This is a genomic window from Sorangium sp. So ce836 (assembly GCF_028553905.1).
Lineage (GTDB): Bacteria > Myxococcota_A > Polyangia > Polyangiales > Polyangiaceae > Sorangium > Sorangium cellulosum_D.
This window is the reverse complement of sequence record NZ_CP102233.1, coordinates 3386677-3412281: the sequence shown is the minus strand read 5'-3', so window position 1 is coordinate 3412281 and position 25605 is coordinate 3386677. Positions and strand designations below refer to the sequence as shown.

Here is a 25605-nt window from a genome sequence, read left to right as displayed (position 1 = left end):
AGCGCACGATGCGAAACCTGACGAAGGTCCTTGTCACGATGGGCTCCGCGGCGACGGTCGGCCTCGTCGCCGCCCGCGCACGCGCGCAGGCGATGGATGTCGAGCCGCCGCTGCCGAACGTCCTCCTGCTGGTCGACACGTCGGGCTCGATGGAGAAGACGGTGGCGGGCGGGGAGCCGGACTGCAACCCGCTCACGCCCCCCGCCTCCGAGGCCCTGAAGAGCCGCTGGGCGAAGCTCGTCGAGTCGCTCACCGGCCCGATCCCGGATTTCTCCTGCTACGCGCAGCCCCGCACGCAGTCCGAGTTCATCGACGAGTTCAGCATCGACGCGGAGCCGCCGTACGACGCGAACTACTACATCCCGTTCCATCGCCTGCTCTCCAACGGCTGCACGCCCAGCCCCGGGGCGACCCACAACGACGTGGCAGGGCACAGGTTCGACGACGCGGCCGTCGCCTGCGCGTTCCCCTACGACGCCCCCAACGGCCTGCTCGACGTCTACCAGGACCGGATCCGGTTCTCGCTCATGACGTTCGACACGCTCCCCGACGCGCGCACCGGGCTCGTCGGCGGCGTGCGCAACGCCCAGAGCGGCATGCGCGGGATGTGGAGCTACTTCCTCGAGTTCCAGAGCGGCGCCGGCTACCCGGCGCGGGGCAACCCGCCCGACTGCGCCGTCGAGAACATGGAGGTCGGCGCCAAGAACCCGGCGGCGCCGCTCTGGGAGGGGCCGCTCGTCCCCTTCCCGACCTACGACGCGGACATCACCGAGGTGCGCGCGCGCAATGAGCGCATCCAGAGAGCGCTCCTCGCGACGCGGCCGTACGGCGCCACGCCGCTCGCCGGGATGCTGTCCGACGCGCGCGACTACATCCTCAACGAGGCCTCCCTCTGGGAGGGCCAGCCGCTCGGGCCGCGCGACGATCCGTACATCAGCGGCGGCTGCCGCAAGACCTCGGTCGTGCTCGTCTCCGACGGCGAGCCGAACCTCGATCTGCGCCCGACCTGCGCGCAGGGCCCGGGCCCCGGCCCCGAAGGCACGGGCTGCCCGTACGAGGAGCCGCACGTCATCGCGCACTCGCTCAACACCCACGTGAACCCGAACCGGCGCGTCAGGACCTATGCCGTCGGCTTCGGCCTCACCACCCAGGCGCGGCAGGAGCTCAGCGATCCGACCTTCGACTGCGCGAGGATCTCCAGCACCGACTTCCTGCCCGCCGGGCGCTGCGACAACGCCACCGGCGCGGTCAAGGCGTGCTGCACGCTCTCGCGCATCGCCATCGAGGGCGGGACCGACCGCGGCTACTTCCCCGACGACGCCAACGAGCTGTCCGCGGTCATGTCGCAGATCTTCGCGCGCATCTCCGCGAACTCGACGAGCCGCACCCTCCCCGTCTTCGCGATGGCGACCTCGACCGTGAACAACGGCAGCGACGCCGCGGGGGTCGCCTACCAGTTCGGCTCGTCGTTCAGCCCGCCGGCGGACGGCTCGCTCTGGAGCGGCAACCTCGAGCGCAAGCGTTACGTCTGCGAGTCCGTGAACGGCGTGATGACGACGCAGCTGGAGGACGTCGACCCCAGCAAGGGCGACGATTTCGCGGCCAACGTGAGCTCCAACGATATGTCGCGGCCGCGGAGGTTCCTCAGCGTGATCGGCGATCTCGACGTCGCCGAGCAGCGCGTCTGGTCGCAGCGGACCATCCGCCCCGCGGCCGCCTCCGCGGACGGGCTCAGCGACTACACGGGCACGGTGACCGGCAGCGGCGCGCCTGCGACGGCGCAGGCGTTCGCGGACGCGCTCTCCAGCGCGCCGCGCGCGCTCGGCCTCAATCCGAGCTCGGGCACCGTCCCCTCGCAGTGCTCGGGCGGGCTGCAGGCGACCACCGCCGAGGTCTGCGCCGAGCGCATCATCGAGTGGGAGACCGGCGAGCCGATGGCCGCGAACGTCCCCTCCCGCGACGGCAACGAGCTCGGCAGCATCTACCACTCCACGCCGGTCGTCGTGGGGCCGCCGCGCGACTACATCCCCGACGAGTCCTACCGGCTCTTCGCGGAGCAGCCCGCCCAGGCGAACCGGCCGCTCGTGCTCTACACCGCCACGACCGACGGGCAGCTCCACGCCTTCCAGGTGACGGCCGCGACCGCGACCGACACGCTCAAGGTGGACCGGGTCCAGAACAACGAGCTCTGGTCCTTCCTGCCGCCCTACGTCCTTCCTCGCCTCCTCGATACGTTCAACCAGCAATCGATCCTGCTCGACGGCGCGCCCGTCGTGAAGAACGTCGTCTTCGAGCGCACGTCGGCGCAGATCAGCGAGGCGACCGCGTCGTGGAGCACGGTGCTGCTCGCCGGCGGCGGCGCGGGCGGCGGCTTCTACTACGCGCTCGACGTCACGAACCCCGGGGCGCCGCGGTTCCTCTGGCAGCTCTCCACCGACAAGGCCGGCAACCCGCTGTTCGGCGCGTCGACCCCGACGCCGGCGATCGGCATGGTCGAGATGGAGGACGACGGCGAGATCCGCGAGATCGCGGTCGCCATCCTGCCCGGCGGCTCCGCCCCGCTCGACACGAGCCAGAGCTCGTGCACCCGGAAGGGCACGACGAACCCGCTCTTCCATCCGACGGGCGGCCTGTCGGTCCGCGGCTCGGTCCGGTGCTGGGGCACCGCGGGCAGCGGCGGCTCCGTCGGGCCGGCGCGCTCGCTCACGATCGTCCGGCTCGAAACCGGCGAGGTGCTCCGCACCTTCCGGGGCCTCCCCTCCGAGGCGCCGGCCGGGCTCTCGTCGCGGACCACGGAGGTCGACTTCGACTCGCCGATCACCGGCGTCCCCGTACCGTTCCCGGCGGGCGTCGGCGAGGTCGCCGAGCGCATCTACGTCGGGGACGCGGACGGGACGCTCTGGCGCGTCAACCTGTCGAGCACGGACCCGGACGAGTGGAGCGTGTCCCTCGCCTGGGACGCGTACTCGTTCCCCACGGGCGACAGCGCGGCGAGCAGCCAGCCGATCCAGACGACGCCGATCGTGAGCACCGACGCGCTCGGCAACACGGTCGTCCTGTTCTCCACCGGCGATCAGGAGTCGTTCACGGCGGGCGGCGGCATCGAGACGCGGGTCTGGTCGATCACCGAGCGGCCGCACGACACGAGCGTGCACATCTCCGAGAACTGGGTCGTGCCGCTCACGAACGGCAAGCGCGTGACCGGGCCCATCTCCCTCTTCAACGGCTGCGCGTACTTCGCGACGTTCACGCCCGTGGCGCCCGGGACCTTCGCGTGCGCGGACGGGTTCGGCTCGATCTGGGGCGTCGACTACCTGCTCGGCCAGTCGGCGACCCCGGCCGCTTACCCGAACGCCTGCCTCGTCGTCGATCCGCACGCGCCTCCCGAGCACTTCGAGGATCAGGCGCCGGGGACGATCGTCTTCGGCGTCGCCGTGACCCAGAAGCCGACGTGCACGGAGACGGAGGAATACACCGACGCGTACTTCGGAACGCAGACGATCATCCGGCAGTCGACCCCGCCCGAGTACCAGCTCGTGTTCCACACCGGCGCCGCGGGCCAGGAGGACGCCCAGGGGGGCGAGACGCGCACGACCACGAGGGCGCTGCAGCCGCCGCGCAAGGTCGTTAAGATCGACTCGTGGGCGACCATCCTCGAATGAAGCGCGGCGGCCTGTCGCGCGCCGCGGCGCTCGCCGCGGCCGTCGCGTGCGCGTCCGCCGCGCCCGCCTGCCGCGGCGACGCGCCGGCGCCGGCGCCGCCGCCGGCGGCGAGCGAGGCCTCGGCGCCGAGGCCGCCCGTCGACCAGGCGCTGCCGGGCGAGCTCGCCGAGGGCGCCGAGCAGGCGTTCGGCCTCCCCATCCCGCGGCGCATGAAGGTGCGCGCGCGCTTCCCCGACGCGGTCTTCGCGGTCGGGGAAATCCCGGCCGAGCGGGTGGCCAATTACGTGCGCACCCGCGTGCTCGCCGGCAACGTCGAGACCGGGCCGGCGAAGACGATCTTCTCGCGCGCGACCGTGAAGAGCGCGCCGCAGCGGATGCTCCGCGTCGAGGTCGTCTCGCGCGCGCACGTCTCGGAGCTCGTCGTCCGCGACGAGACCCGGCCGCCCCCGGAGCGGGGGCTGTCCGTCGAGGAGCGCTGGCGTCGCAACGGGCTCACGCCGGACGGCAAGGTGCTCGACCCCACCCGCCTCGAGTGAGCGCGCGACGCCGGCGGCCTCGACGTGGTGCGTCGCGGGAGGCCGCCACGCCAGTCGACATCCCCGACCTTTCGAAGTAGATCGCGCCCGTGTCGACCAAGCCGCTCCCCACCGCTCCGCTCCGCAGGACCCCGCTCTACGACGAGCACATCAAGCTCGGCGGCCGCATGGTCCCGTTCGCCGGCTGGGAAATGCCGGTCCAGTACAAAGGCGTGACCGAGGAGCACCGGGCGGTGCGCACCGCCGCCGGGCTCTTCGACGTCTCGCACATGGGCGAGATGATCCTGAGCGGCGAGCACGCCGGACGGGTGGTCGACCACCTCGTCACGAACGACGTCAAGAAGCTCGAGGACGGACACGCGCTCTACACGTGCGCGTGCAACGAGGGCGGCACGATCCTCGACGATCTCATCGTTTACCGGATCGACGCGCGGCAGTGGCTCATCGTCTGCAACGCGTCGAACCGCGACAAGATCGCGGCCCACTTCCGGGGCGCGGCGCAGGGCCACTGCAGCTTCGAGGACGCCTCGGACCGCACGGCGATGATGGCGCTCCAGGGGCCGAAGGCGCTCGACATCGTCGCGCTCGCGGGCGGCGACGGCCCGGCGCTGCGCGAGCTGCCGTCGTTCCACTTCCGCGACGCGACGCTCGCCAACGTCCGCTGCACCGTGGCCCGCACCGGCTACACCGGCGAGGACGGCATCGAGATCTTCTGCTCCCCGTCCGACGCGCAGCGGCTGTGGCGCGCGCTGGTCGAGCTCGGCGGCCCGCTCGGCCTCGAGGCGACGGGCCTCGGCGCGCGCGACACGCTCCGCCTGGAGGCGCGCCTGTCGCTCTACGGCAACGACATCGACGAGACCACGAACCCGATCGAGGCGGGCCTCGGCTGGGTGGTGAAGCTCGACAAGGGCGATTTCGTGGGGCGCGCCGCGCTCCAGCGCGTCAAGGACGAGGGGCCCGCGCGCAAGCTGATCGGCTTCGAGATGGTGGGGCGCGGCATCGCGCGCCACGGCTACCCGCTGCTCGACGAAGGCGGCGAGAAGGTCGGCGTGTGCACGAGCGGAAGCCCCGGGCCGACCGTCGGCAAGAACATCGGGCTCGGCTACCTGCCGGCGTCGATGGCCAAGGTGGGGACCGCGTTCCAGGTCGACTGCCGCGGGCGCACGGTCGAGGCCGTCGTGGTCAAGACCCCGTTCTACAAGCGGGCCTGACGCGCGGGCGCGCGTCGCGCGCGGCGCGCTGACCGAGCGGCCGCGAGACGAGCAGAGATCCAGGTTGGCAAAGGGAGAAGAAGTCCATGGCGAGCGATGATGTCCGAACGGACCGGCGGTACACGAAGGACCACGAGTGGGCCAAGCAGGAGAACGACCACGTCGTCGTCGGGATCACCGCGTTCGCGGTCGATCAGCTCGGCGACATCACGCTGGTCAACCTCGACGTGAAGCCGGGCGACACGATCACGGCGGGCAAGGCGTTCGGCACCATCGAGAGCGTCAAGACGCTGAGCGACCTGTTCGCGCCGCTGAGCGGCAAGGTCGTGCGCGTGAACGGCGAGCTCGAGAACCGCCCCGAGCTCGTCAACGACGACTGCTACGGCAAGGCGTGGATGATCGAGGTCGCGCCCTCGGACCAGGGCGAGCTCGGCGCGCTCCTGGACCCCGCCGCCTACGCCGAGCTGCTGAAGACCGCGGCGCACTGAGCGCCGCGCCCCCCGCATCACCCTGCCCGCTGCACAACACCATGCGTTACCTGCCCCATACGCCCGAGGAAATCAGCGAGATGCTGCAGGCCGTCGGCCTGTCGTCGCTCGAGGAGCTCTACAGCGCGATCCCGAAGGAGGCGCGCCTCACGCGCCCGCTCTCGATGGATCCGCCCCTCGACGAGGCCTCGCTCATGCGGCACCTCGAGGAGCTCGCGCAGAAGAACCGCGCCGGGCGCATGCTCTCGTTCCTGGGGGCCGGCGCCTACGAGCACCACTTCCCGCCGGCCGCCGATCAGCTGCTGCTCCGCAGCGAGTTCTACACCGCCTACACGCCGTACCAGCCCGAGGTCTCCCAGGGCACGCTCCAGGTGATCTTCGAGTTCCAGACGATCGTGAGCGAGATCCTCGGGCTGCCGGTCGCCAACGCGTCGATGTACGACGGCGCGAGCGCGCTCGCCGAGGCGGTGCTGATGGCCCGCAGGCTCACGGGGCGCGAGCGCACGGTGCTGTCCGAGGGCGTGCACCCCGACTACGTCGGCACGGTCGAGACGTACGTGCATGGCATCGGCAGCGGCAAGGCGTCGCTCGCCCGCGTCGACGTCGGCCGCGACGGCGCGGCGGACGTCGAGGCGCTGACGCGGGCGATCGACGAGACGACCGCGTGCGTGGTGGTCGGCTATCCGAATTTCTTCGGCGTCGTGGGCGACATCCGGCGGGTGGCCGAGGCGTGCCACCAGAAGGGCGCGCTGCTGGTCACGGTCACGCTCGATCCGTACGCGCTCGCGCTGCTCGAGTCGCCGGGCGCGCTCGGCGCCGACATCGCGGTGGCGGAGGGCCAGCCGCTCGGGCTGCCGCCGCAGTACGGCGGGCCGAACGTCGGGCTGTTCGCGTGCAGGAACGACCGCAAGTACCTCCAGCAGGTGCCCGGCAGGCTGGTCGGCGAGACGGTCGACAAGCACGGGACCCGGGGGTACGTGCTGACGCTCGCCACGCGCGAGCAGCACATCCGGAGGGAGCGGGCGACGAGCAACATCTGCACGAACAGCGGCCTGTGCGCGACGGCGGTCACGATGCGGATGTGCATGCTCGGCAAGCGCGGCTTCGTCGAGGCGGCGCGGCAGTGCCTCGCGAAGGCGGAGCACCTCAAGCGGGAGATCGCGCGGCTCGACGGCTACGCGCTGCCGCTGCCTTCGCCGACGTTCCACGAGTTCGTCGTGAGGGTCCGCGGCGGCGACGCCGGGAAGCTCACGCGGGCGCTGGCCGAGCAGGGCATCATCGCGGGGCTCGATCTCGGGCGGATCGACGCGCGGCGGCGCGACGAGCTGCTCGTCGCGGTGACCGAGCGGCATAGCCGCGCGGACCTCGATCGGCTCGTAGAGGCGCTCGCGGGGTTCGCGGGCTGAGGTCCGGGCGGGGGCGAAGGGCGCGGGGCCGCGGCAGGTCGGTCCTCTCGGCGACCTCGTCGCGGCCTGGGGCCGCCGGTCGAGTGCTCCCGGATACAAACACGCCTCGAACCGGGCGATACTTCCCGCCATGCGGGGGGGAGAGGTGATCGCCGGGCGATTCGAGATCGAAAAACTCGGAGGCGCCGGTGGAATGGGGGAGGTCTACCAGGCGCGGGATCGGGCGTCTGGCGGGACCGTCGCCGTCAAGCTGCTCTACCAGCTCGACCCGCGGAACGCCGAGCGCCTGATGCGCGAGGCCGCGCTGCTCGCCGGGCTCGATCACCCTGGCATCTGTCGCTACGTGGCGCACGGGTGGACGGCGCAGGGCGCGCCCTACCTCGCCATGGAGTGGCTCGAGGGAGAGGACCTCGGCGCGAGGCTCTCGCGCCGCGGGCTCAGCGTGGACGAGACGGTCACGCTCGTGACGCGCGCCGCCGAGGCGCTCGCGGTCGTGCACGCGCGCAGGATCGTTCATCGCGATCTCAAGCCGTCCAACCTCTTCCTCGTGGATCGCGACGTCGCGAGGGTGAAGCTGCTCGACTTCGGGATCGCCCGCTTCTCCGAGGCGACGCGGATGACCCAGTCGGGGGTGATCGTGGGGACCCCCGCCTACATCGCCCCCGAGCAAGCTCGGAGCAGGACGGCGATCGACGCGCGCGCCGACGTGTTCGCGCTCGGCTGCGTGCTGTTCGAGTGCCTCACCGGCGTGCAGGCGTTCCGGGGCGACAGCTTCATGGCGACGCTGCTGAAGATCGTGCTGGAGGACGTCCCGCGGGCGAGCGAGCTGCGCGCGGAGGTGCCGCCGTACCTCGACGCGCTCTGCGCCAGGATGCTCGCCAAGAACCCGGCGGAGCGCCCGCGCGACGGCGCGGCGGTGGCCGCGGCGCTCGAGGCGGTCGGCCTGGGCGCGACGCTCCCCATGGCGAGGGTGCCGGCGAGCTCGGCGCCCTCGTCGCCGCTGTCGCTGACCCACAGGGAGCGGCGGGTGCAGTGCGTGCTGCTGATGGCCCCCGAGCCGGGCGCGGCCAGCGGCGCGGGGAGGCCGGACGCGGAGACCGAGATCGCCTCGGCCTCGGACGAGGTGACCCGGGAGGTCGCCGGGCTCGGGTGCCAGCTCGACCTCCTCCTGGACAGCTCGATCCTGGTCACGTTCACGGGGACGGGCCTGGCCACCGATCAGGCCGTGCGAGCGGCCCGCTGCGCGCTCTCGCTGCGCAAGCACGCCGGCGACCGGCCGATCGCCCTCGCGACGGGCACCGCCGAGCTCTCGGGGAGGCTGCCCGCCAGCAACCTCATGGACAGGGTGGCGCGGACGCTGGCGCAGCCCGCGCCCGCCGCGGGGCAAGCGCGGCCGATCGCGATCGACGAGGTGACGGCGGGGCTGCTCGACGCCCGCTTCGACGTGGTTGAGACCGAGGCGGGCCTGTGGCTCCACGGCGAGCAGGCGCTCGCGAAGGGCGCGCGAACGCTGCTGGGCAGGCCGACCGCGTGCGTCGGGCGCGACTGGGTGATCGCGGCGCTCGAGGCGCTCCGCGCCCAGTGCATCGAGGAGTCGAGGGCGCGCGCGGTGCTCGTGACCGGGCCGGCCGGCATGGGGAAGTCGCGCATCGCCTACGAGATGCTGCTCCGCGCCCGCCAGCGCGAGCCCCCGTTCGCGTTGTGGGTCGGCCGAGGAGACCCGCTGCGCACGGGCGCCGCGCTCGGCCTGCTCGGTCAGGCGCTGCGGCAGGCGTGCGGCGGCATCCAGGACGGCGAGCCGCTGGAGGCGCGCCGGGACAAGCTCCGCGCCCACGTCGGCCGGTATTTCGGCGGGGCCGACGCGCAGCGCGTGTCGGAGTTCCTCGGAGAGCTCCTGAACACGCCGTTCCCCGACGAGGAGAGCCTCCAGCTGCGCGCCGCGCGCGGCGACGTCCGGCTCCTCGGCGACCAGATGCAGCGGGCCTGGGTGGATTTCCTCGGAGCGTCGTGCGACGAGCGCCCCTTGCTCCTCGTGCTCGAGGACCTGCACTGGAGCGACACGCCGACGGCCCAGTACATCGACGAGGCGCTGCGCCGCGTCCGCGACAAGCCGTGGATGCTGCTCTCGCTGGCGCGCCCGGACGTGCACGAGCAGTTCCCCCGGCTGTGGGCCGAGCGGGGGCTCCAGGAGATCCGCCTCGAACCGCTGACCTCCAAGGCGAGCGCGCGGCTCGTGCGGCAGGTGCTCGGCGATCGGGTGAGCGACGCGACGCTGGAGCGCATCGTGGCGCAGGCCGAAGGCAACGCGTTCTATCTGGAGGAGCTGATCCGCGCGACCGCCGAAGGCGACATGCGGGACGCCCCGGAGACGGTGCTGGCCATGGTGCGGTCCAGGCTCGAGGGGCTGGACGACGTGGCGCGCCGGCTGCTGCGCGCCGGGAGCGTGTTCGGGGACGTCTTCTGGCGAGGCGCGCTCGACGCGCTGCTGGGCGGCGCCGGCGGCGCGGGCGGCGCGGAGATCGACGGTCACCTCGCTCGCCTGGAGCGCCTGGAGTGGATCGTCACCCGGTCGGCGTCGAGGTTCCAGGGCGAGCGGGAGATCGCGTTCCGGCACGCGCTCGTGCGCGAGGCGGCCTACGGGATGCTGACCGAGGAGGATCGCGCGCTCGGGCATCGGCTGGCGGGGGCGTGGCTCGAGCGCGCCGCCGAGCCGTCGGCGGCGGTCATCGCCGAGCACCTCGATCGAGGCGGCGAGCGCGCGCGCGCCGCGGAGCTCTACCGGGAAGCGGCGGCGCAGGCGTTCGCCGCGAACGACTTCGGCGCGGTGGTCCGGTGGGCCGAGCGCGCCCTCTCGCTCGGGGCGAGCGGCGAGGCGCAGGGGGAGCTGCTCTTGCTGCGGGCCGAGGCGCGAAGGTGGCGCGGGGACCTCGCCGAGTTCGGTCGCTGTGCGCAGGTCGCGCTGCGGGTGCTGCCGAGGGGCGCCGCGGCCTGGTACGCCGCGCTGTCCGAGGCCGGACGCGCGGCGAGGCACCTCGGGCAGCCCGAGGATCTCCTCCAGCTCGACGCTGCGCTCGCCGACGCGTGGCCCGAGGGGCAGGCGTCCGCTCCGGCGGTGACGGCGGCGGCGTCGATCGCGCTGGACCTCTTGCTCGCGGGTCTCCACGATCGGGCCGAGGCGCTCCATCGGCGCATCGAGGCGGTCGCCGAGCGCTTCCGCGACGACCCGAGCGTGAGCGGGCCGATCTACCGGCAGCGGGGGATGCGCGAGCTCTTCGCCGGGCACCTCGACGAGAGCTGCGCGATGGCCGCGCAGGCCCTCGGTTGCTACGAGCAGGTCGGCGATCTGCGGCGGGCGTGCATCGAGCGCTGCAACCTCGGGTTCCGGGAGTCGCTGCTCGGCGCCTATGCGGAGGCGTTGGCGCGGCTGCGCGCCGCGGTCGCGGAGGCCGAGCGGATGGGGCTCGACTACGTGCTCGGCTTCACGCTGCATGATCTGGGTCGTGTCCTCTGGCGCACCGGCGCCCTCGAGGAGGCGCGCGTGGTGCAGGCGAGGGCCGCGGCCCTGTGCGCGGCGCAGGGCAGCCGGCGGGGGGAGGGCTGGTCTCGAACGTACCTCGCGGGGATCCTGCGAGGCGCGGGCCGGCTCGACGAGGCGGAGGTCGAGGCCCGCCGCGCGGCGGCGCTGCTGGAGACGGCGCAGCAGGCCCAGGTCGCGGCCCGGGCGACGCTGGCGTCCGTGCTGCTCGCGCGCGGCAGGCCGGCCGAGGCGCTCGCGGAGAGCCGCGAGGCCATGGCGCAGCTGGCCGCGGTGGAGAGGGTCGAGGAGGGGGAAGCGCTCACCCGCCTCGTGTACGCCGAGGCGCTCTTCGCGGCGGGGGATCGCGCCGGGGCGCGCGCCGCGATCGCCGAGGCGCGCGAGCGGCTCCTCGAGGTGGCGGTGCGGATCGCGGATCCCGGGATGCGCGAGAGGTTCCTCCGCGACGTCGAGGAGAACGCGCGGACGCTGGAGCTCGCGCGAGCGTGGGCCGACGGCGGTGCGGATGGGGGGGCAGCCGAGTGAAGTTGGCGGACGGCGAAGGCGCGGCGCGCTCGACGTCGCTTGCGTCATCGTCCATCCCTGTGCAGCGTCGGAGGCGCCGCACGGCAGCGCTGTTGGATCCCTGGCGCTCCTGGATGTACGGCCTCCATTGAAGCGCGCCATGGACCGCACCCGAGCAACCCAGCAGTCCGCCGAGCTGCACAGCCTGCTCGACACCGTCGTGCCCGACCTCGCCGAGAGCCGGCGGCGGCAGGTCAGTGCGCGCTGGCGGAGCTTCACGGCCTGGTGCGCGGCGCGCGGCTCGCTGGCCCTGCCCGCGCGCCCACGGGTCGTGCTGCTCCACCTGCTCGCGATGGAGCGCGAGCGCGCGGAGCCTGCGGCGATCGACACGGCGCTCGGCGCGATCCGGACGGCGCACGAGCTCATGCGCCGCGCCTCGCCGACCGACAGCGCGATCGTGCGGCGATGGCGCGACGGCCGCGAACGGACGAGCGCCATGGAAGGGGATCTGCTGGATCCCGCGCAGGTTCGGCGCATCCTTCACGCGATGGGAGGCGCACGCCTCGCGGACCTCCGCGACCGCGCCCTCGTGCTGCTCGGGTACGTGGCGCGGCTCCGGCCGGCCGAGCTCGCCGCCGTGGATGTGGACGACCTCGTCCTCGGGGAGGCCGGGCTGGAGCTGCGCCTGACCGGCGAGCCGGTGCCGATCCCGTTCGGGCCGAGCGAGCGGACGTGCCCCGTCCGGGCGCTGACGGCCTGGACGAGCACGGCGCGCCTCGTCACGGGGCCGCTGTTCGTGGCGATCGACGCGCAGGACGGCACCGGAGAGCGGCTCTCAGGGAAGGCGGTGGCCGCCGTCGTCAGGGACAGGGCCCGGCGGGCGGGGATCACCCTGGCGTGAGGGTGGCGCGCCTGTGGGGGTGATTGTGCCGCGTGGGATCGTGGTCAGTCGTCCCAGCATCCCTTGATGTGGAACGACGCTGACTCGAGACGCACTATGGCACCGTCGAACGGCCGGAAGAGCTCGCACGGACCGGCGGACACGTCGGCCTCGTAGGGATCCTTGCGCTGAACCTCGATGGCGATCGGGCACCCGCCCTGGTAGGCGGTCCCGGCGATCGCCGCCGTCACGTGAGGATGTCCCGGCTCGTCCCCTATATCAAGCGTCTCGAACTTCGCCGTATGGTGCTGTACCCACATGCCCAGGTATCCAGCCCCCAGCGTGCAGATCCCGGAAACGGTATCGTCTGTCCCAATCACCGGCCGCTTGCCGCCGTCACCGGTGTCGATGGTGAGCTCTTCTCCGTCGAGGGCTACCGTGACGATCCCTGCGACGCTCGGCGGGTCTGTGCTGCCGGCGACCAGGGTCGCCGTGCTGATCTGGTCCATCATGGCCACGCTCGCCACGTTCTCACTGGTATGCCATTGCCGTGTAGAGTGGTCCGGGGCGTACACTTCGGTCCGGACCTCCGCCCGCGCTCCCGCCGCCGCAACGTGGAGCCCGATGCCGAGACCGTCGTGCTCACGACCTGCCCGTCCGGGAGCGCGGCGCTTACCTCGTGCTGCCCGGGCGCCACGTAGATCCGCCCCGTCTTGTCCACCCGGCGGCCGCCCACGAGCACGGCCGTCGCCCCCGGCGGCGCGAGCACGGCGACCTCCGCGACGTGCTGCCGTGCCACGGCGAGATCCCCGTGCCTCGTCGCGTACAGGCGCTGCTCCGCGGGCGTCTCGGGAGGTGCCATCCGGGCGACGCAGCGCTCGAGCTCGTCCACGGCGTCCACCCACCGGGCCATGCGGCGATCGAGCTGCCCGAGCTGGCACATCGCCACGTTCGTGCGCTCGTGCGCGTAGATCAGCGCCCAGATCTGGCGAGCGAGCGCGATGTCGAGCCGGTCGAAGGCGGCCTCGGCCTCCTGGACGAGCTTCTGGATGTGCGGCGGCCGCCGTGGAACCTCCTCGGCGCCCGCAGGTGGCAACAAGACAAAGAACGCGACGACGGCGGATGCTGGAACGCGCAGGGCGCGCAGCGCGAAGCGGTTCACGGTTCACCTTGGCCCGAGCGAGGGGACCTGACGCCCTCATGCCCTCACGCGACGGGGCGTCATCTTCCCGGCTGATACGACCCAGCGCGGCGGTCCTGCCCGGGGAACCTAGCACAGGCCTGCGAGCCCGTGGAATCCCTCCAGGGCTCGGTTTCTGCGGGGACCGCATTGTGGATCACGCAGAAAAATTGCCATCGTCGAGAGAGCTTCTCTGCCCCGGCTACGGCGAGCTCGGCGCGGCGTGTCCCTCGAATCGGTCCCACCCCGCGGGCGGCTCGGGAACGCCGAGCGCTGCGAGCACGTCACGCGCATTTCTTTGGATTTCGGGTGGCACGGTGGTCGAGGGTGTCCAGGCCGCAAAGAGGGCGCGGAGCTTGAGGGCGTAGGGTTCCGCGTCGAGCGTGGCTCGATTGCCCTCCCCCTGGGGGGCTCGCTTCGTCTCGGCGACCACCTCGAGATAGGCATCGATACACCGGAGCATCTCCTCGCGGCTCGGGAGGCTCTTGGCCTTGGCGATGACCCGCGGGGCCGCGAAGGCCGCCATCGTGTTGGCGAACCCGGCCGTCGCCATGGCGTGGTTTCTCGTGCGGTCCATCATGGCCTCTGGCTGCGCGGGATCGGCGCGCGCGGGCGCCTCCTCGCCTCCTTCGCCGGCAGCCTTCCCGCCTTGGCGGCCCGTGGCCTCTCCCGCGCCGTTCGCGCCGCGAGATTCGGGCGGCGCCCCCGGGGCCGGCGAGCCGCCCGAAGGGGTTGTGCACCCCCCTGCGAGCGCAGAGAGGGCAGCGGAGAGCGCGGCGGCGCCGGCGATGGGCATGGAATACTTAGTCGGCATGGAGGGCTCCCGGCTCTGGCTCAACGCTTGGACTGCTTGGGCGGCCATTGCCCTTTCAGGATGGCCGGCACGCCCTCGGGCCAGAGAAGCGAGTCCTCGTACTTGATTCCCCGCGCCTCCGGGTCTTCGTACGCGTCCCACCCGCACGCGGGCGCCTTGATGCCTTCATTCTCGATGAGAGCCCTGGAAATATCCACGATCTCCTGGGGCAACTCAGGCTGTGTCCACTGCTCGAGGAGCTCACGCAGGCGCATCGCCAGTGGCAACCGGCGCTCGTAGTGCACGGGCTGAAACTGTGGCGTCGCGACGCGACCGCCCTTTTCCACGTAAGAGATGTAAATGTCCAGCAGACGCAGGACGTGGTCACGAGGCGGCACACGGCTGAACCTGCTGTAGACCCGCGGCGAGGCGAAGGCCCATAGCCAATAGGTAACGTTGATGACGTCGGTCGTGTTTTCGACGACTTCTCTGCCCTCGCCGCTCGTAAACGTCAGGGTGTTTCCGTCCTCGAAGGTGATCTTCATCGCTCTTTGCTCACCAGTAGGTACAATGCTTGTCGCCGGGGCCCCAATGCGAAACGAGGATGTACGCTCCAGCGACGAGGCTGCCGTGCTTGAGACAGCCATAAGCGCACCAGGACTTGAAAAGCATGTTCCCGAGCCCCCATGGGCACCACGGGCACTGAGCGTCACCACAATGTGTCACCATGCAAAACGCCTGCTCGCCGTTGTTCAACGGGCACTCGGTCGTCTGAGGGCACGCGTACGGCTCGTTGAAGCACGCGAAGTCTGGGTAGACCCCGTCATTCGCAGCCAGCGCGATGGCCTCCGGCGTTTCCATCCAGGCGTGCGCCGCATCCCAGCCGGCCGGTTCAACCTGCTCGATCAGCGACTCCACCGCGGCTTCGTCGATGGCCGCTGGATCGAGCACCTGGGCTTCGACGAGGCTCGCGACCATCACCGCCGCGTACGATGTCGCCATGGTCTTGAGGGCGAGCTCCTGGGGATCGATGTTCAGCAGCTCCTCGTACGCCTGCTCCTCCGGGGACAGCGGCTCGTCGCCGACCTCATCGGGCGCCGAGCCGCCTCCGGGCCCACTCTCCTCGTCAGGGCGCTCCGCCGGCTCGTTCTCCGCGGGCTCGTCTTCTATCTCGTCTCGGTCCGCCGGTCGGATGTGGATGGTGCATGCTGGAACCAGCACGGCAAGGATGCCCCCTGTCAACACCAACGCGAGCGCTCGACGCGTCCAAAGCAGCATGCTGCCCCCCTTGACGCGGCGCATTCTACGGACGCTCGTAGGGGGCATCCATGGACGCCCCTCCCGATCGATATATCAGGGATCTCCCGAACCGCGCTTCTTCGTCGCGGATCGGCGTGCGCTGTGCGAACCGCAACGGGCGCGCCCTCGCGCACATCGAGGCGGCCCCGGCGGTGCGCCGATGGCCCCCTTCGCCGTGCTCAGGGCACGTCCGGCGCGGCGGGGCTCGGCTTGACCTTCGCCTTCGTCTTGCGGTGCGCCAGCCCCAGTCGGACCAGGAAGTCGCGCCGCTTGATGAAGGCGCGCGCCGTCTCGGACCATTCGCGGTACCAGGCGTGGAGCGCGCGGAGCGCCTCGAGGTGCTCCTGGCTATCGATGACCGCCCTCTCGGGCTCGGCGCCGCCGTTCTCTTCCCCCTCTCCCTCCTCGGCCGCCGCCCCGCCACCCGACGCGATGTCGACGAGCTGCCGCAGGCGACTGCGCTCTTCCTTGGTGATCCCGCGCTTCGCGAGCGTCTCCAGCGCGGCGTGGTCCTCCTTGCGGGTCGCCTTGCGCTTCGGGCTCTTCTCGAGGGCGTCGAGCCGGTCGAGCAGCGTCTTCACGGAGACGACGGCGGCCGCGCCCACCTGCGCGGTGAGGTTGTTGAACACGAACTTCTCCTGCGCCGGGTGGCGCCGCAGGAGCGCCGCGCGGATGAACCGGAAGTACGGCTCGTCCCACGCGTCCAACTCGGCGACCGCCTTGCCGACCTCGGCGTCCTCGACCTCGTCGGGCTCGCCGGTGCCGAAGCCGGAGGCGCGGTGGAGCAGGTCCCAGCCCTCCCTGTGATCCTCGTCGGTGTAGCCGCGCTCCCGGAGGAGCGCGCGGATTTGCCGGTTCTTGCCCGCCGCCGACAGGAACCTGAGCGCGCGGCCCGGCACCTCGGCGAGGACTTGCCGGCTCGGGCCCTCGCCGTCGATTTCGATCTCTGAGCTCACATCCTCCTCCCGGACGAAAAAGAACCACGGGACGTGCTGGCTCGGCAAGGCGACGGCGCGGCGCGGCACGAATGCGACGCTCGCCGAGAACATGCCCGGCGCTTGACCGAAGGCATGTCGGCCGGCGCGGAGGGCATGCCGGGCGGTCCCGAAGGTCCGGGGGCGCGGTTTTGAAGGCATGTCGGGCGGGCCGGAGGGTCCCGCCGGCCGCTGGGAGGGCTGGACGGCTGAGATCCGAGCCGGATTTGGCGGTCCAGAGGGCATGTCGGCCGGACCGACATGCCTCCGGAGCGGCCGACATGCCCTCCGGGACGCGGGGGGTGGCCTTCCGGCTCGCCCGACAAGGCCTCCGGAACGTCCGACATGCCTTCGAGAACGGCCGACATGGCCTCCGGAACGCGGCGGGTGGCCTTCCGGACCGCGCGACAGGGCTTCTGGAGGGCGACGGCGACCCTGCTCGTCATGACGGGAGCGCCTCATCGGGCGCAGACGCCGGGAACCGCCTGCCGTGGCCGGGCGGGGGTCAATCGCAGGTACGCGTAACCGGATTGCAGTAGCACGTGATGCACTCGCTGTCCCTCGAACACGTCTCGCCGCCCAGAGAAGTGCCCGTGCACGAGGGGTCGGGCGGCGCCTCGGGGCAGAAGGATTCGCCGAGGCCAGCGGCGCCCGAGCAGTCGCCGCACGCCAAGTTGAGGCAGTCCGCCGTCGCGATCGAAGTGAACGAGGCGGCGCCGCAGTGCGCGGGGCTCGTGCAGGTCTCGACCGAGTTCCCCTGGTAGAGGCAGCCGACGAGGCAGGAGCAGTTCGTATCCTCGGAACAGGCTCGGTATTGATCGCAGCAAAAGACCTTGGCGCACCCGATGCAGCTATCGTCCGCCGTAGTCAGCTCGCAGGACGTAACACCCTGGGGTCTGTACCTGGGCGGCTTGAAGACCAAGGGTGCCCTCGTGTCACCGGTATTCTTGCACGTCGTACCGACGATGTTCTGGTCTTGCAGCTTCAATTAAAATATTGCATCCCTGTTCGCTTCAGCAATCGCGGATTGCATATCGGCGGCACACACATGGTTGACATAGGTCATGTGACACGCGGTCGCCCGGATTGTACATTCCCATCTAGTCTGGCCACCGACGCACTGTGGAACCATGTCGCACGCTGGTAGGATTGAGATCAGAGTGAGGCCCAGGCTCAGGGCCGACCTGCGTCCACCAGATCTGACGGTTTTAATCCCAGCCCGTTCTGTTGACACACGCAGACCCCTTCCCGTATTTTTTCGTTCCAGACGCATAAGACTCCATTGGGCGGCGGACAGCTCATCGAGAAACACTCCTCGTGGTAGTAGCACCTGGGATTGTCACGAGTTTTATACCAAAACCATTCCCGCTCCGCGTTGCACCCGACGAAGACCAACGCAAAAACGGCGAGGACGGTGCAGCTCTGACGGCACATTGTTGTCTCTTCTGGCCCTCGGGTCCCAAGTTGCGCACTGGTAGGTTCTAAAGTGTGATGGGAGTCCGGCTCAGGGCGGACCTGCATCCACCAGGTCCGACCGCTGCAAGCCGTATTGCTGACACACACAGACTCCGTTGTACTCCTCTTCGTGCCAGTGGCAGAAGACCCCGCGAGGAGGTGGACAGTTCATGAACAAGCACTGCTCGTGATAGAGGCACCTGGGGTTGTTCCGGTGTTGGTAGAAGAACGCCTCCCGCTCGGCCCGACACCTGATGGAAGGCAGCATGAGGGCCGCGAGGAAGGCGGCGCATGGCGGCGCCTTCAGCGCGGCGCCGAGCCATCCCTTGCGGAGCTGGCCCTCCGCGAGCCAGCCGAACGGACGAGAGAGCGCCCTCCGCAGGCCACGCCACGCGGCGACCCCCCTCCGCGTGCGACGACCGATCACGCGGAGGGAAGCGAGAATGAACGCCGGGAGGAGAACGGCGAGCGCAGCGATCACTCCCATGGCCACCCCTGGCCGCACGCTAGGCACGCGCCGCTTCGCCGGTCAACCGGCTTCTGCCGTGCCCGTACGCCCGGTTCTCGACGGCTTGCTGGCTTGCCGTCGTATAGGTCGTATAGAAGGAGAGGTCCTCGCGCGCCCCTCAGCGCGAAGCGACGTCCCGCCCGCGCTCCTGCGCGGGGAACGGGTTCGGCCACACCGGCAGGAGCGACTGGCGATACACGGTGAGCCGCAGCAGATCGATGCCCGCGATGGCGCCGAACGACATCGCATCGTCGGTCCCGTAGCTCCCCTGGAGCGACAGGCTGATCCCGAGCGGCGCCCCGAGCGTGAGCGCGCCGGCCACGCCGGTGGAGCCCGCCCCCCAGAAGCGCTGGTAGCCGCCCACGTCGAGGGCGAGGCCGAGCTGGCCGGCCTGGAAGCCGCGCGTCGCGACCCGGGCGAGCAGCGCGAGATCGATCCCGCTGTCGAGGAGCGGCGTCGCGCGCACGAGGCCGCCGACGATCACCGGCGCGTCCGGCGTGGTCCCGACGCCGATGTCGAGCGAGAGCGCGCCGTCGAGGACGAGATCGCTGTCCCCCTGCTTCCAGCCGACCGCGCCGGCGCCGACGAAGGTCCAGGCGGAGGCGTCCGCGCGCGAGGGCGAGGACCAGGCGAGCGGGGCGAGCAACGCCCCGAGGGCGAGGAGACAGGCGATCGGCGAACGCACGCGAGCGAGCTACCACGAAGCGCCGAGCGGCGATAGGTCAGGGCGCGCCGCCCCGCCGCTCGACGATCCGCCGCGCCACGAGCGCGGCCACCTCGGGGTCGAAGAGGAGCGTGTTGTGCCCGCGCGCCTCCATCACGCGCACCTCGAAGCCCGGCAGCGCGTGCGCGATGGGCGAGCGGACCAGCGTGTCGGCCCCCGCGACGATCGACAGGTGCGGGACGCTCGACCGCGCCGTCCCGAGGAGGACGCGCCGGAGGACCGGGCTCGAGGCGTCGAGATCGCGCGCGCCCCCGAAGCCGAGCAGCGCGGCGCGCGGGATGCCGCCGAACGGGCTCGCCATCGAGATGGTCTGCACGATCCGCGGGTCGCCGACCTCCTGCGCGAAGAAGCGGCACACGATGCCGCCCATGCTGTGGCCGACGAGGTGCAAGCGCGCCCCGCCCGGCAGCGCCGCGACGAGGGTCGCGAGGCGCGCCGACAGCTCCTCGACGCCAGGCCCCGGGGCGTACGACATCGTCGCGGTGTGCACCGACCCCGCCGGAGGCTCGGCCCGCGCCGGGGCCGGCCGGCCCTTCGCCCGCGACGCGGACGCGTGGCGCTCGATCGCCGTCCGCAACGGCCGGAGGACGCCGGCCGACGCGAAGAGGCCGTGCAGGATGATCACCACGTCGTCGCCGTCGCGCGTCCCGGCAGGGATCACCGGCGCGAGGGTGTCGTACGGCAAGAGGACCGCCTGCCGCGCAAACGAGGCCACCTCCCTGCCAGCGGTCGCCGCGAAGGCCGACGCACGGAACCACCTCACCACACGGTGGCTCTTACCATGGATCCGTCGCGCGACCCCTCCCGCGCCCTCCCGACGCGCTGCGTCCCCGGCCGATCACGGCCGCAGCAGCCAGACATGGAAGCTGCGGAAGGTCCCGAGGAGCGAGCGGATCCGGATCCGATCGCCCGGCGCCACGTCGCGCAGCGGCACGCGGATCTCGGACCAGCGGCCCGCCGGGCGCTCGGGCACCTCGACGCGCGCCTCTCCGCCCGCGTCGCGCAGGGCCGCGACGCCGAGCGCGATCGGACCGCCCCCGTCGGTGCGCAGCGCGAGCACGGCAGGCCCGCGGGCGAACGCGGCCGCGGCGCCGACCGTGAACGACTGCTCGCGCCCCTCGGGGATGAGCCTGCCAGCGTCGAACCGCGGCGCGCCGTCGCCGCCCGCGCCGTCGCCGCCGCCCGGCAGCACCGCGCCGACGACCCAGCCGGCGCGCGGCGACGGGAAGGCGTAGCCGTGGGCCCGCTCGTCCATCAGATCGGCGATGTCCACCTCGTCGATGACCCCGGCGCGGCGCTCCCCCGGCGGGGCGAGCGCCGACCAGTCCGCCTCGTAGATCACCTTCTCGTCCGCGGCGCACATGACGTTGTCCTCGATCTTCACCGCGTCGACGCGCCGGCCGAAGACGTCCGCGAGGCCGCCCCACCAGGAGGGGTACAGGGCGAAGACGTCCGGGCGCTCGGCCGGGTCGAGCCGCTCGATGAGCTCGACCACGGCGGGCACGCCGTGCACCGAGGCCCGCGCGAACGGCATCCCCCGGTACCCGCCGAGGCCGAGGCCGTCGATGGCGGGGATGCCCGACAGGTACGGGATCGCGCCCGCGTCGCCGAGGAGCACCCGCCGCGGTCGCGGCGCGCGCGCGGCGAGCCGTCGCGCGACCTCGACGTGCTGGCCGGCGATGTTCGCCGAGGCGCGGGCGAAGTGATCGATCTGCCGCGCGAACCCCGCGGACGGCGCGGCGAGCGCCGCGACGGCGAGCGCCGCCGCGACGCCCGCGGCGAGCCGGCCCCGCCGCGCGAGCGCGTGGACCCCGAGCGCCGCCGCGACGAGCAGCATCGCGAGCGACGGGGCGGCGTAGCGGAGGTTCTGGTAGCGCGCCGTCGCGTTGAGCGCGACGAGCAGCAGCGCGCCGTAGGCGCCGAGCAAGAGCGGCACGGCGACGCGCCGCGAGCGGCGATCGAGCGCCGCGACGGCGCCGAGCAGCGGCAGGACGAGGGAGAGCCACGGGCCGCCGAGGGCGCTCTCCAGCGCCTGCACCCGCAGCGCGGCGAGGTTCTTGATCACCTCCACCGCCTTCTCGAGCGGCGTGGGGTACGGGTTCGAGAGGAGGAGCTTGCGCACGGCCCCGGCGGCGCTCCACTCGCCCGTGAAGGCGCGGTTCGCGGCGGCGTGCGCGCCGAGGAGCAGCGCGGTGGGCAGCGACGCGCGCGCGAGCGACGCGGCCGCGCCGAGCGAGCCCGCGGCGTGGGCGACGGCGACGGCGAGCGGCGCCGAAAGCGCGATCGCCTCGGGCCGCGTCGCGACGAGCAGCGCGGCGAGGAGCCCCGCCCGGAGCTGCTCGGCCGGGCGCCGCGCCGGCGGGGCGAGCTCCGCGCGCCGCACCGCGACGAGCGCCCGGCCCAGCACGGCGCCGAGCAGCGCGACCTCCATGCCGGAGAACCAGCTCCAGTCGAGCAGCGGCACGGCCACGACGAAGAGCGGCGCGAGCCAGCCGACCCAGCCGACCCAGCGGGACGAGGCGGCGCCGGGCCCGCCGCGCGGCTCGAGGAGCCGCCGGAGCGAGCGGCACAGATCGAGCAGCGCGGCGCAGGCGAGGAGCGCGGCGAAGAGGCCGAGCCAGGCGCCGCGGAAGCCGAGCAGGTACCCGGGCGCGAGGGCGAGGGGGTACGTCAGGCTGGTCCCGCCCGAGGAGTAGCCGTTGCCGGGGATCCACGAGAACGGGTGGCCCAGGGCCGCGGCGCGGGCGAAGCCGAAGTGGATGTAGACGTCGTCGAGCGGCGCCGGCCAGGCGCCGCCCGCCCTCTCGAGCGCGGGCCCGTAGAACGCCGCGGCCGCGCCGAGGACCGGGATCGCGGCGCTCGCGTGCCACAGGAGCAGCCTGATCCGGGGCGCGCGCCTCACGGCCCGGCCGGTACCACGAAGGGGCCGGGACCGGGCGGCAATTCTGGCTAGACTGCGGGCCATGGTGCTCAGGGCTGTGGTGGATGAATCGGTGGACGCCGCCCACTGGGAGGCGGTCGATGAGGCGGCCGAGCTCCTGCAGGAGGAGCAGGTCCAGGAGGCGCTCGTCGCGCTGCGCGACGTGATCAAGGCCTCGCCGTCGAACCCGTACGCGTACAACCTGCTCGGGCACGCGCTCTACGAGCTCGGCCAGCTCGAGCCGGCGCGCGACGCCTACCGCGCCGCGGTGCGGCTCGCGCCGAGCTTCCTCGGGGCGCGGGTGGCCCTGTCGCACGCGCTCCGGCGCCTCGGCGACACCGACGGGGCGATCGCGCAGGCGAAGGAGGCGCTCCGCCGCTTCCCGAAGGACGGCGACGCGATGCACGCGATGGGGCTGGCCTACGCGGCGCGCGGGAACCGTGCGCTCGCTCGCAAGCACCTCCAGGGCTTCCTGGACGCGGGCCCGGAGGTCGAGGCCGCGATGGAGGTGCGCCAGATCCTCGAGATGCTCGGCGTCGGGGACGACGACGAGCCGCTCCAGTTCGAGTAGCCTCTCCCGGGGCGCGCGGCGCGCCTCGGAGGAACGCGATGGCGACCACCCCGCACTTCGATCTCATCATCATCGGAACGGGGCCGGGCGGCGAAGGCGCCGCCATGACGGCCGCGAAGCACGGCAAATCGGTCGCGGCGATCGAGCGCTACACGCGGGTGGGCGGGGGCTGCACCCACTGGGGGACGATCCCGAGCAAGGCGCTGCGCCGCGCGATCTACCACATGAACCTGGTCAACCAGAGCCCCATCTACAAGCGGATGGATGTGGTCCCGGAGTACCCGTTCGCCGAGCTCCTCGCGACCGCGAACCACGTGATCGACGAGCAGGTCGACCTGCGCGAGAGCTTCTACGATCGGAACCGCGTCCAGCTCATCCCGGGGCAAGCCCGCTTCGTCGATCCGCACACGGTCGAGGTCGAGGGCGACGGGGGCCAGCGCCGGCGCTTCACGGCCGACACCTTCGTCGTCGCGACCGGCTCGCGCCCGTACCGGCCGGACGACATCGACTTCAGCCACCCGCGCGTCTTCGACAGCGACACGCTGCTGCGCATGGATCAGACCCCCCGCAGCATCACGATCTTCGGGGCGGGCGTCATCGGCTGCGAGTACGCGTCGATGCTGCGCAACATGCAGATCGCCGTGAACCTCGTGAACACGCGCGCCCATCTCCTGGAGTTCCTCGACGACGAGATCACCGACGCGCTCGGGTACCACTTCTGCGACAAGGGGATCCGCGTCCTCAACGGCGAGGAGCACGAGAAGGTCGAGGCCACCAAGGAGGGCGTCGTGCTCTCCCTGAAGAGCGGGAAGAAGCTCCGGAGCGACGTCTTCCTGTGGGCGAACGGGAGGACGGGCAACACGGCCGATCTCGGCCTGGAGGACCTCGGCATCACGCCGAACAAGCGCGGCCAGCTCGAGGTCAACGAGACCTTCCAGACGAGCCAGCCGCACATCTACGCGGTCGGCGACGTCGTCGGCTTCCCGGCGCTCGCGAGCGCGAGCTACGACCAGGGCCGGTTCGCGGCCAGCCACATCTGCGGCGACGCCGACGAGAAGCTGGTCCGGGACATCCCCACGGGCATCTACACGACGCCGGAGATCTCGTCGCTCGGCAAGAGCGAGCGCGAGCTCACGGCGGCGAAGGTGCCCTACGAGGTGGGAAAATCGACGTTCAAGACGCTCGCCCGCGCGCAGATCACGGGCCAGCAGGTCGGGATGCTGAAGCTGATCTTCCACCGCGAGACGCTCGCGCTGCTCGGGATCCACTGCTTCGGCGAGAACGCCGCGGAGATCATCCACATCGGGCAGGCGATCATGTCGCAGCCGGCGCCGAACAACACGATCCGGTATTTCGTGAACACGACGTTCAACTACCCCACCATGGCCGAGGCCTACCGGGTGGCGGCGCTCGACGGGCTCGGGCGGGTGTTCTGAGGGGGCGCTCGGGGGCGGCGGTTGCAAGCGGGCGGCGCCGCGGGGATACTCCGCGGAGGAGCACGCTGTCATGGCCGCCGCTGCACCCCTCCTCGCCCCGCCTGCAGAACGCGCCGAAGCCGTCGCGGCAAGCGGCTCGGAAGACCAGCTCTTCGTCGTCCATGACGTCTCGTGGGAGGAGTACGAGTCCCTCCTCGCGGCCCTCGGCGACCGCGCGGGCGTGCGGGTGACGTACTGCGAGGGGGTGCTGGAGCTGATGAGCCCGGGAGGACCGCACGAATGGCGGAAGACGATCCTGGCCCGCCTCGTCGAGGCCTACGCGGAGGAGGCGGAGCTGCCCCTCAGCGGGTACGGCAGCATGACCGTCCGCGAGCGGCTCGTGAAGCGGGGGGTGGAGCCGGACGAGTGCTACGTGCTCGGGACGGTGGAGGACGGGGACATCCCGGAGCTCGCGATCGAGGTCATCGAGAAGAGCGGGACGATCGACAAGCTCTCCGTCTATGCGGGGCTCGGCGTGCCCGAGGTCTGGTTCCTGAAGAAGGGGAAGCTCTCGCTCCACCTCCTCGGCCCGGAGGGCTACGCCGAGGCGGAGCGGAGCCGGCTCTTGCCGGGGCTCGATATCACGGCGCTGACGGAGTTCATGGTGCGCCAGGGAGACCAGACGACCGTGGTGCGCGCGTGGCGAGCGATGCTCCGGGAGCGCGGCAGACGGTGAGCGCGGCCCGCTGAAAGGCGGGGCGCCGTTGCGAGAGCGGACTCGCGCTCTCGAGCATCGTCGAGGGGGTCGCACGCCGCAACGACCGCGCGCCGCGCTGAGCTGGCCGGCGGGATACGCCTCCGCTAGGCTTGGTGCATATGTCTGCCGTGGTCGCCAGGGTACAGCACGGTCGCATCCAGCTCGACGAGTCGACGGATCTCCCCGATGGCACGGTGGTCCACCTCTACATCGTCGATCAGGGCGACGAGCTCGACGATGAAGAGCGGCAGGCGCTGGATGACGCGCTTGAGGACGCCGCCCGGAGCGTCGCGCTCGGCGAGACGATCGCGGCGGAGGACGTGCTGCGCATGCTCGACGCCGACGGATGAGGGTGGCGGTCTACTTCTCGCCGCAGGCGCTCGCGCAGCTCCAGGCTGCTCACACGTGGTGGAAGAACCATCGGCCCAGCGCACCGCGGCTGCTCCGTGAGGAGCTCGCCGAGGCGCTCGCGCTGCTTCGGACGGCACCGATGGCCGGCGCGCCGTATCCCCATCGACAGCTGCGGGACGTGCGGCGCATCGTCCTCCAGAGGACCCGCTACTATCTATATTACGTCATCCGCTCCGACGGCGTGGCGATCCTTGCTGTCTCGAGCGCCCTGCGAGGGCGCGACCCCAGGCTCCGCTGAGCCTCGGAATCTAAGTCCGCGGACGCCGTATCTCGCTTCGAGAACGGGAGCGGAGGTCTCGCACGCCGCCGAAGGGGGGTCTCGATTTCGAGATCGGTGGACCCGCGACGTACCTGCCCGCGTCGTGCATCTCGGGCC

22 protein-coding genes are annotated in these 25605 nt (G+C 71.9%); 13 read left to right on the top strand and 9 right to left on the bottom strand.

Translation table 11 applies throughout. The features are described 5' to 3' along the window. The first annotated feature begins 8 nt into the window (after positions 1–8). The 7 genes from NQZ70_RS12415 to NQZ70_RS12385 all read left to right on the top strand — a co-directional run bounded on the left by NQZ70_RS12415 (position 9) and on the right by NQZ70_RS12385 (position 12243). Complete coding sequence (locus tag NQZ70_RS12415) at positions 9–3662, top strand: PilC/PilY family type IV pilus protein (protein WP_129574411.1); 3654 nt, start codon at positions 9–11, stop codon at positions 3660–3662. Next, positions 3659–4198 (top strand): hypothetical protein, encoded by a 540-nt coding sequence (locus NQZ70_RS12410; RefSeq protein ID WP_129581313.1) that lies wholly within the window; start codon positions 3659–3661, stop codon positions 4196–4198. Before NQZ70_RS12415 ends, NQZ70_RS12410 begins: the two co-directional genes overlap by 4 nt. A gap of 89 nt (positions 4199–4287) precedes the next feature. Then, complete coding sequence (gene gcvT / locus NQZ70_RS12405) at positions 4288–5409, top strand: glycine cleavage system aminomethyltransferase GcvT (RefSeq protein ID WP_129574410.1); 1122 nt, start codon at positions 4288–4290, stop codon at positions 5407–5409. 86 nt (positions 5410–5495) lie between these two features. After that, positions 5496–5897, top strand: a complete 402-nt coding sequence (gene gcvH, locus NQZ70_RS12400) for a glycine cleavage system protein GcvH (protein ID WP_129574409.1) — start codon at positions 5496–5498, stop codon at positions 5895–5897. 41 nt (positions 5898–5938) lie between these two features. Then, positions 5939–7303 (top strand): aminomethyl-transferring glycine dehydrogenase subunit GcvPA, encoded by a 1365-nt coding sequence (gene gcvPA, locus NQZ70_RS12395; RefSeq protein WP_129574408.1) that lies wholly within the window; start codon positions 5939–5941, stop codon positions 7301–7303. A gap of 130 nt (positions 7304–7433) precedes the next feature. After that, the gene (locus NQZ70_RS12390) at positions 7434–11363 is read left to right on the top strand and encodes a serine/threonine-protein kinase PknK (protein ID WP_129574407.1); all 3930 of its coding nucleotides are present in this window, start codon (positions 7434–7436) and stop codon (positions 11361–11363) included. A gap of 139 nt (positions 11364–11502) precedes the next feature. Beyond that, entirely contained in the window at positions 11503–12243 is a 741-nt protein-coding gene (locus tag NQZ70_RS12385; RefSeq protein WP_129574406.1) for an integrase, read from the top strand. A 44-nt stretch (positions 12244–12287) separates the two neighbouring features. Here NQZ70_RS12385 and NQZ70_RS12380 read toward each other — a convergent pair whose 3' ends face one another. The 6 genes from NQZ70_RS12380 to NQZ70_RS12355 form a co-directional block, all read right to left on the bottom strand. Continuing rightward, positions 12288–12734 carry a hypothetical protein gene (locus NQZ70_RS12380; RefSeq protein ID WP_129574405.1) on the bottom strand — a complete coding sequence of 149 codons (447 nt, stop codon included), beginning with the start codon at positions 12732–12734 and terminating at the stop codon, positions 12288–12290. After that, positions 12731–13384, bottom strand: coding sequence for a hypothetical protein (locus tag NQZ70_RS12375; protein WP_129574404.1), 654 nt, complete (start codon positions 13382–13384; stop codon positions 12731–12733). Before NQZ70_RS12375 ends, NQZ70_RS12380 begins: the two co-directional genes overlap by 4 nt. Before the next feature lie 220 nt (positions 13385–13604). Next, positions 13605–13955 (bottom strand): hypothetical protein, encoded by a 351-nt coding sequence (locus tag NQZ70_RS12370; protein WP_272828265.1) that lies wholly within the window; start codon positions 13953–13955, stop codon positions 13605–13607. Between the two features lie 281 nt (positions 13956–14236). Beyond that, positions 14237–14740, bottom strand: a complete 504-nt coding sequence (locus tag NQZ70_RS12365; protein ID WP_129574402.1) for a hypothetical protein — start codon at positions 14738–14740, stop codon at positions 14237–14239. A gap of 10 nt (positions 14741–14750) precedes the next feature. Continuing rightward, positions 14751–15497: a hypothetical protein gene (locus tag NQZ70_RS12360; protein ID WP_129574401.1), complete on the bottom strand. Its 747-nt coding sequence runs from the start codon at positions 15495–15497 to the stop codon at positions 14751–14753. Positions 15498–15673: 176 nt separating this feature from the next. Further along, a complete protein-coding gene (locus NQZ70_RS12355; protein WP_129574400.1) occupies positions 15674–16450 on the bottom strand; it encodes a hypothetical protein in 777 nt (258 codons plus the stop codon). A gap of 563 nt (positions 16451–17013) precedes the next feature. On the opposite strand from NQZ70_RS12355, the gene NQZ70_RS12350 reads away from it, so the two are divergent. Further along, positions 17014–17232 carry a hypothetical protein gene (locus NQZ70_RS12350; RefSeq protein WP_129574399.1) on the top strand — a complete coding sequence of 73 codons (219 nt, stop codon included), beginning with the start codon at positions 17014–17016 and terminating at the stop codon, positions 17230–17232. 1317 nt (positions 17233–18549) lie between these two features. Here NQZ70_RS12350 and NQZ70_RS12345 read toward each other — a convergent pair. The 3 genes from NQZ70_RS12345 to NQZ70_RS12335 all read right to left on the bottom strand — a co-directional run bounded on the left by NQZ70_RS12345 (position 18550) and on the right by NQZ70_RS12335 (position 22057). Beyond that, a complete protein-coding gene (locus NQZ70_RS12345; protein WP_129574397.1) occupies positions 18550–19116 on the bottom strand; it encodes a hypothetical protein in 567 nt (188 codons plus the stop codon). A 37-nt stretch (positions 19117–19153) separates the two neighbouring features. Continuing rightward, positions 19154–19918, bottom strand: coding sequence for a hypothetical protein (locus NQZ70_RS12340; protein ID WP_237245257.1), 765 nt, complete (start codon positions 19916–19918; stop codon positions 19154–19156). 75 nt (positions 19919–19993) lie between these two features. After that, entirely contained in the window at positions 19994–22057 is a 2064-nt protein-coding gene (locus NQZ70_RS12335) for a hypothetical protein (protein ID WP_129574395.1), read from the bottom strand. Between the two features lie 61 nt (positions 22058–22118). Here NQZ70_RS12335 and NQZ70_RS12330 point away from each other — a divergent pair, with 61 nt between their 5' ends. The 5 genes from NQZ70_RS12330 to NQZ70_RS12310 all read left to right on the top strand — a co-directional run bounded on the left by NQZ70_RS12330 (position 22119) and on the right by NQZ70_RS12310 (position 25467). Beyond that, positions 22119–22646 (top strand): tetratricopeptide repeat protein, encoded by a 528-nt coding sequence (locus NQZ70_RS12330; RefSeq protein ID WP_129574394.1) that lies wholly within the window; start codon positions 22119–22121, stop codon positions 22644–22646. Positions 22647–22684: 38 nt separating this feature from the next. Continuing rightward, on the top strand, positions 22685–24082 hold the full coding sequence (gene sthA / locus NQZ70_RS12325; RefSeq protein ID WP_129574393.1) for a Si-specific NAD(P)(+) transhydrogenase: 1398 nt from the start codon (positions 22685–22687) through the stop codon (positions 24080–24082). Between the two features lie 70 nt (positions 24083–24152). Continuing rightward, positions 24153–24797, top strand: coding sequence for a Uma2 family endonuclease (locus NQZ70_RS12320; protein WP_129574392.1), 645 nt, complete (start codon positions 24153–24155; stop codon positions 24795–24797). Positions 24798–24937: 140 nt separating this feature from the next. Then, positions 24938–25168 carry a hypothetical protein gene (locus NQZ70_RS12315; protein WP_129574391.1) on the top strand — a complete coding sequence of 77 codons (231 nt, stop codon included), beginning with the start codon at positions 24938–24940 and terminating at the stop codon, positions 25166–25168. Next, complete coding sequence (locus tag NQZ70_RS12310) at positions 25165–25467, top strand: type II toxin-antitoxin system RelE/ParE family toxin (protein WP_129574390.1); 303 nt, start codon at positions 25165–25167, stop codon at positions 25465–25467. The genes NQZ70_RS12315 and NQZ70_RS12310 overlap by 4 nt, the downstream gene beginning before the upstream one ends. Positions 25468–25605 lie beyond the last annotated feature (138 nt).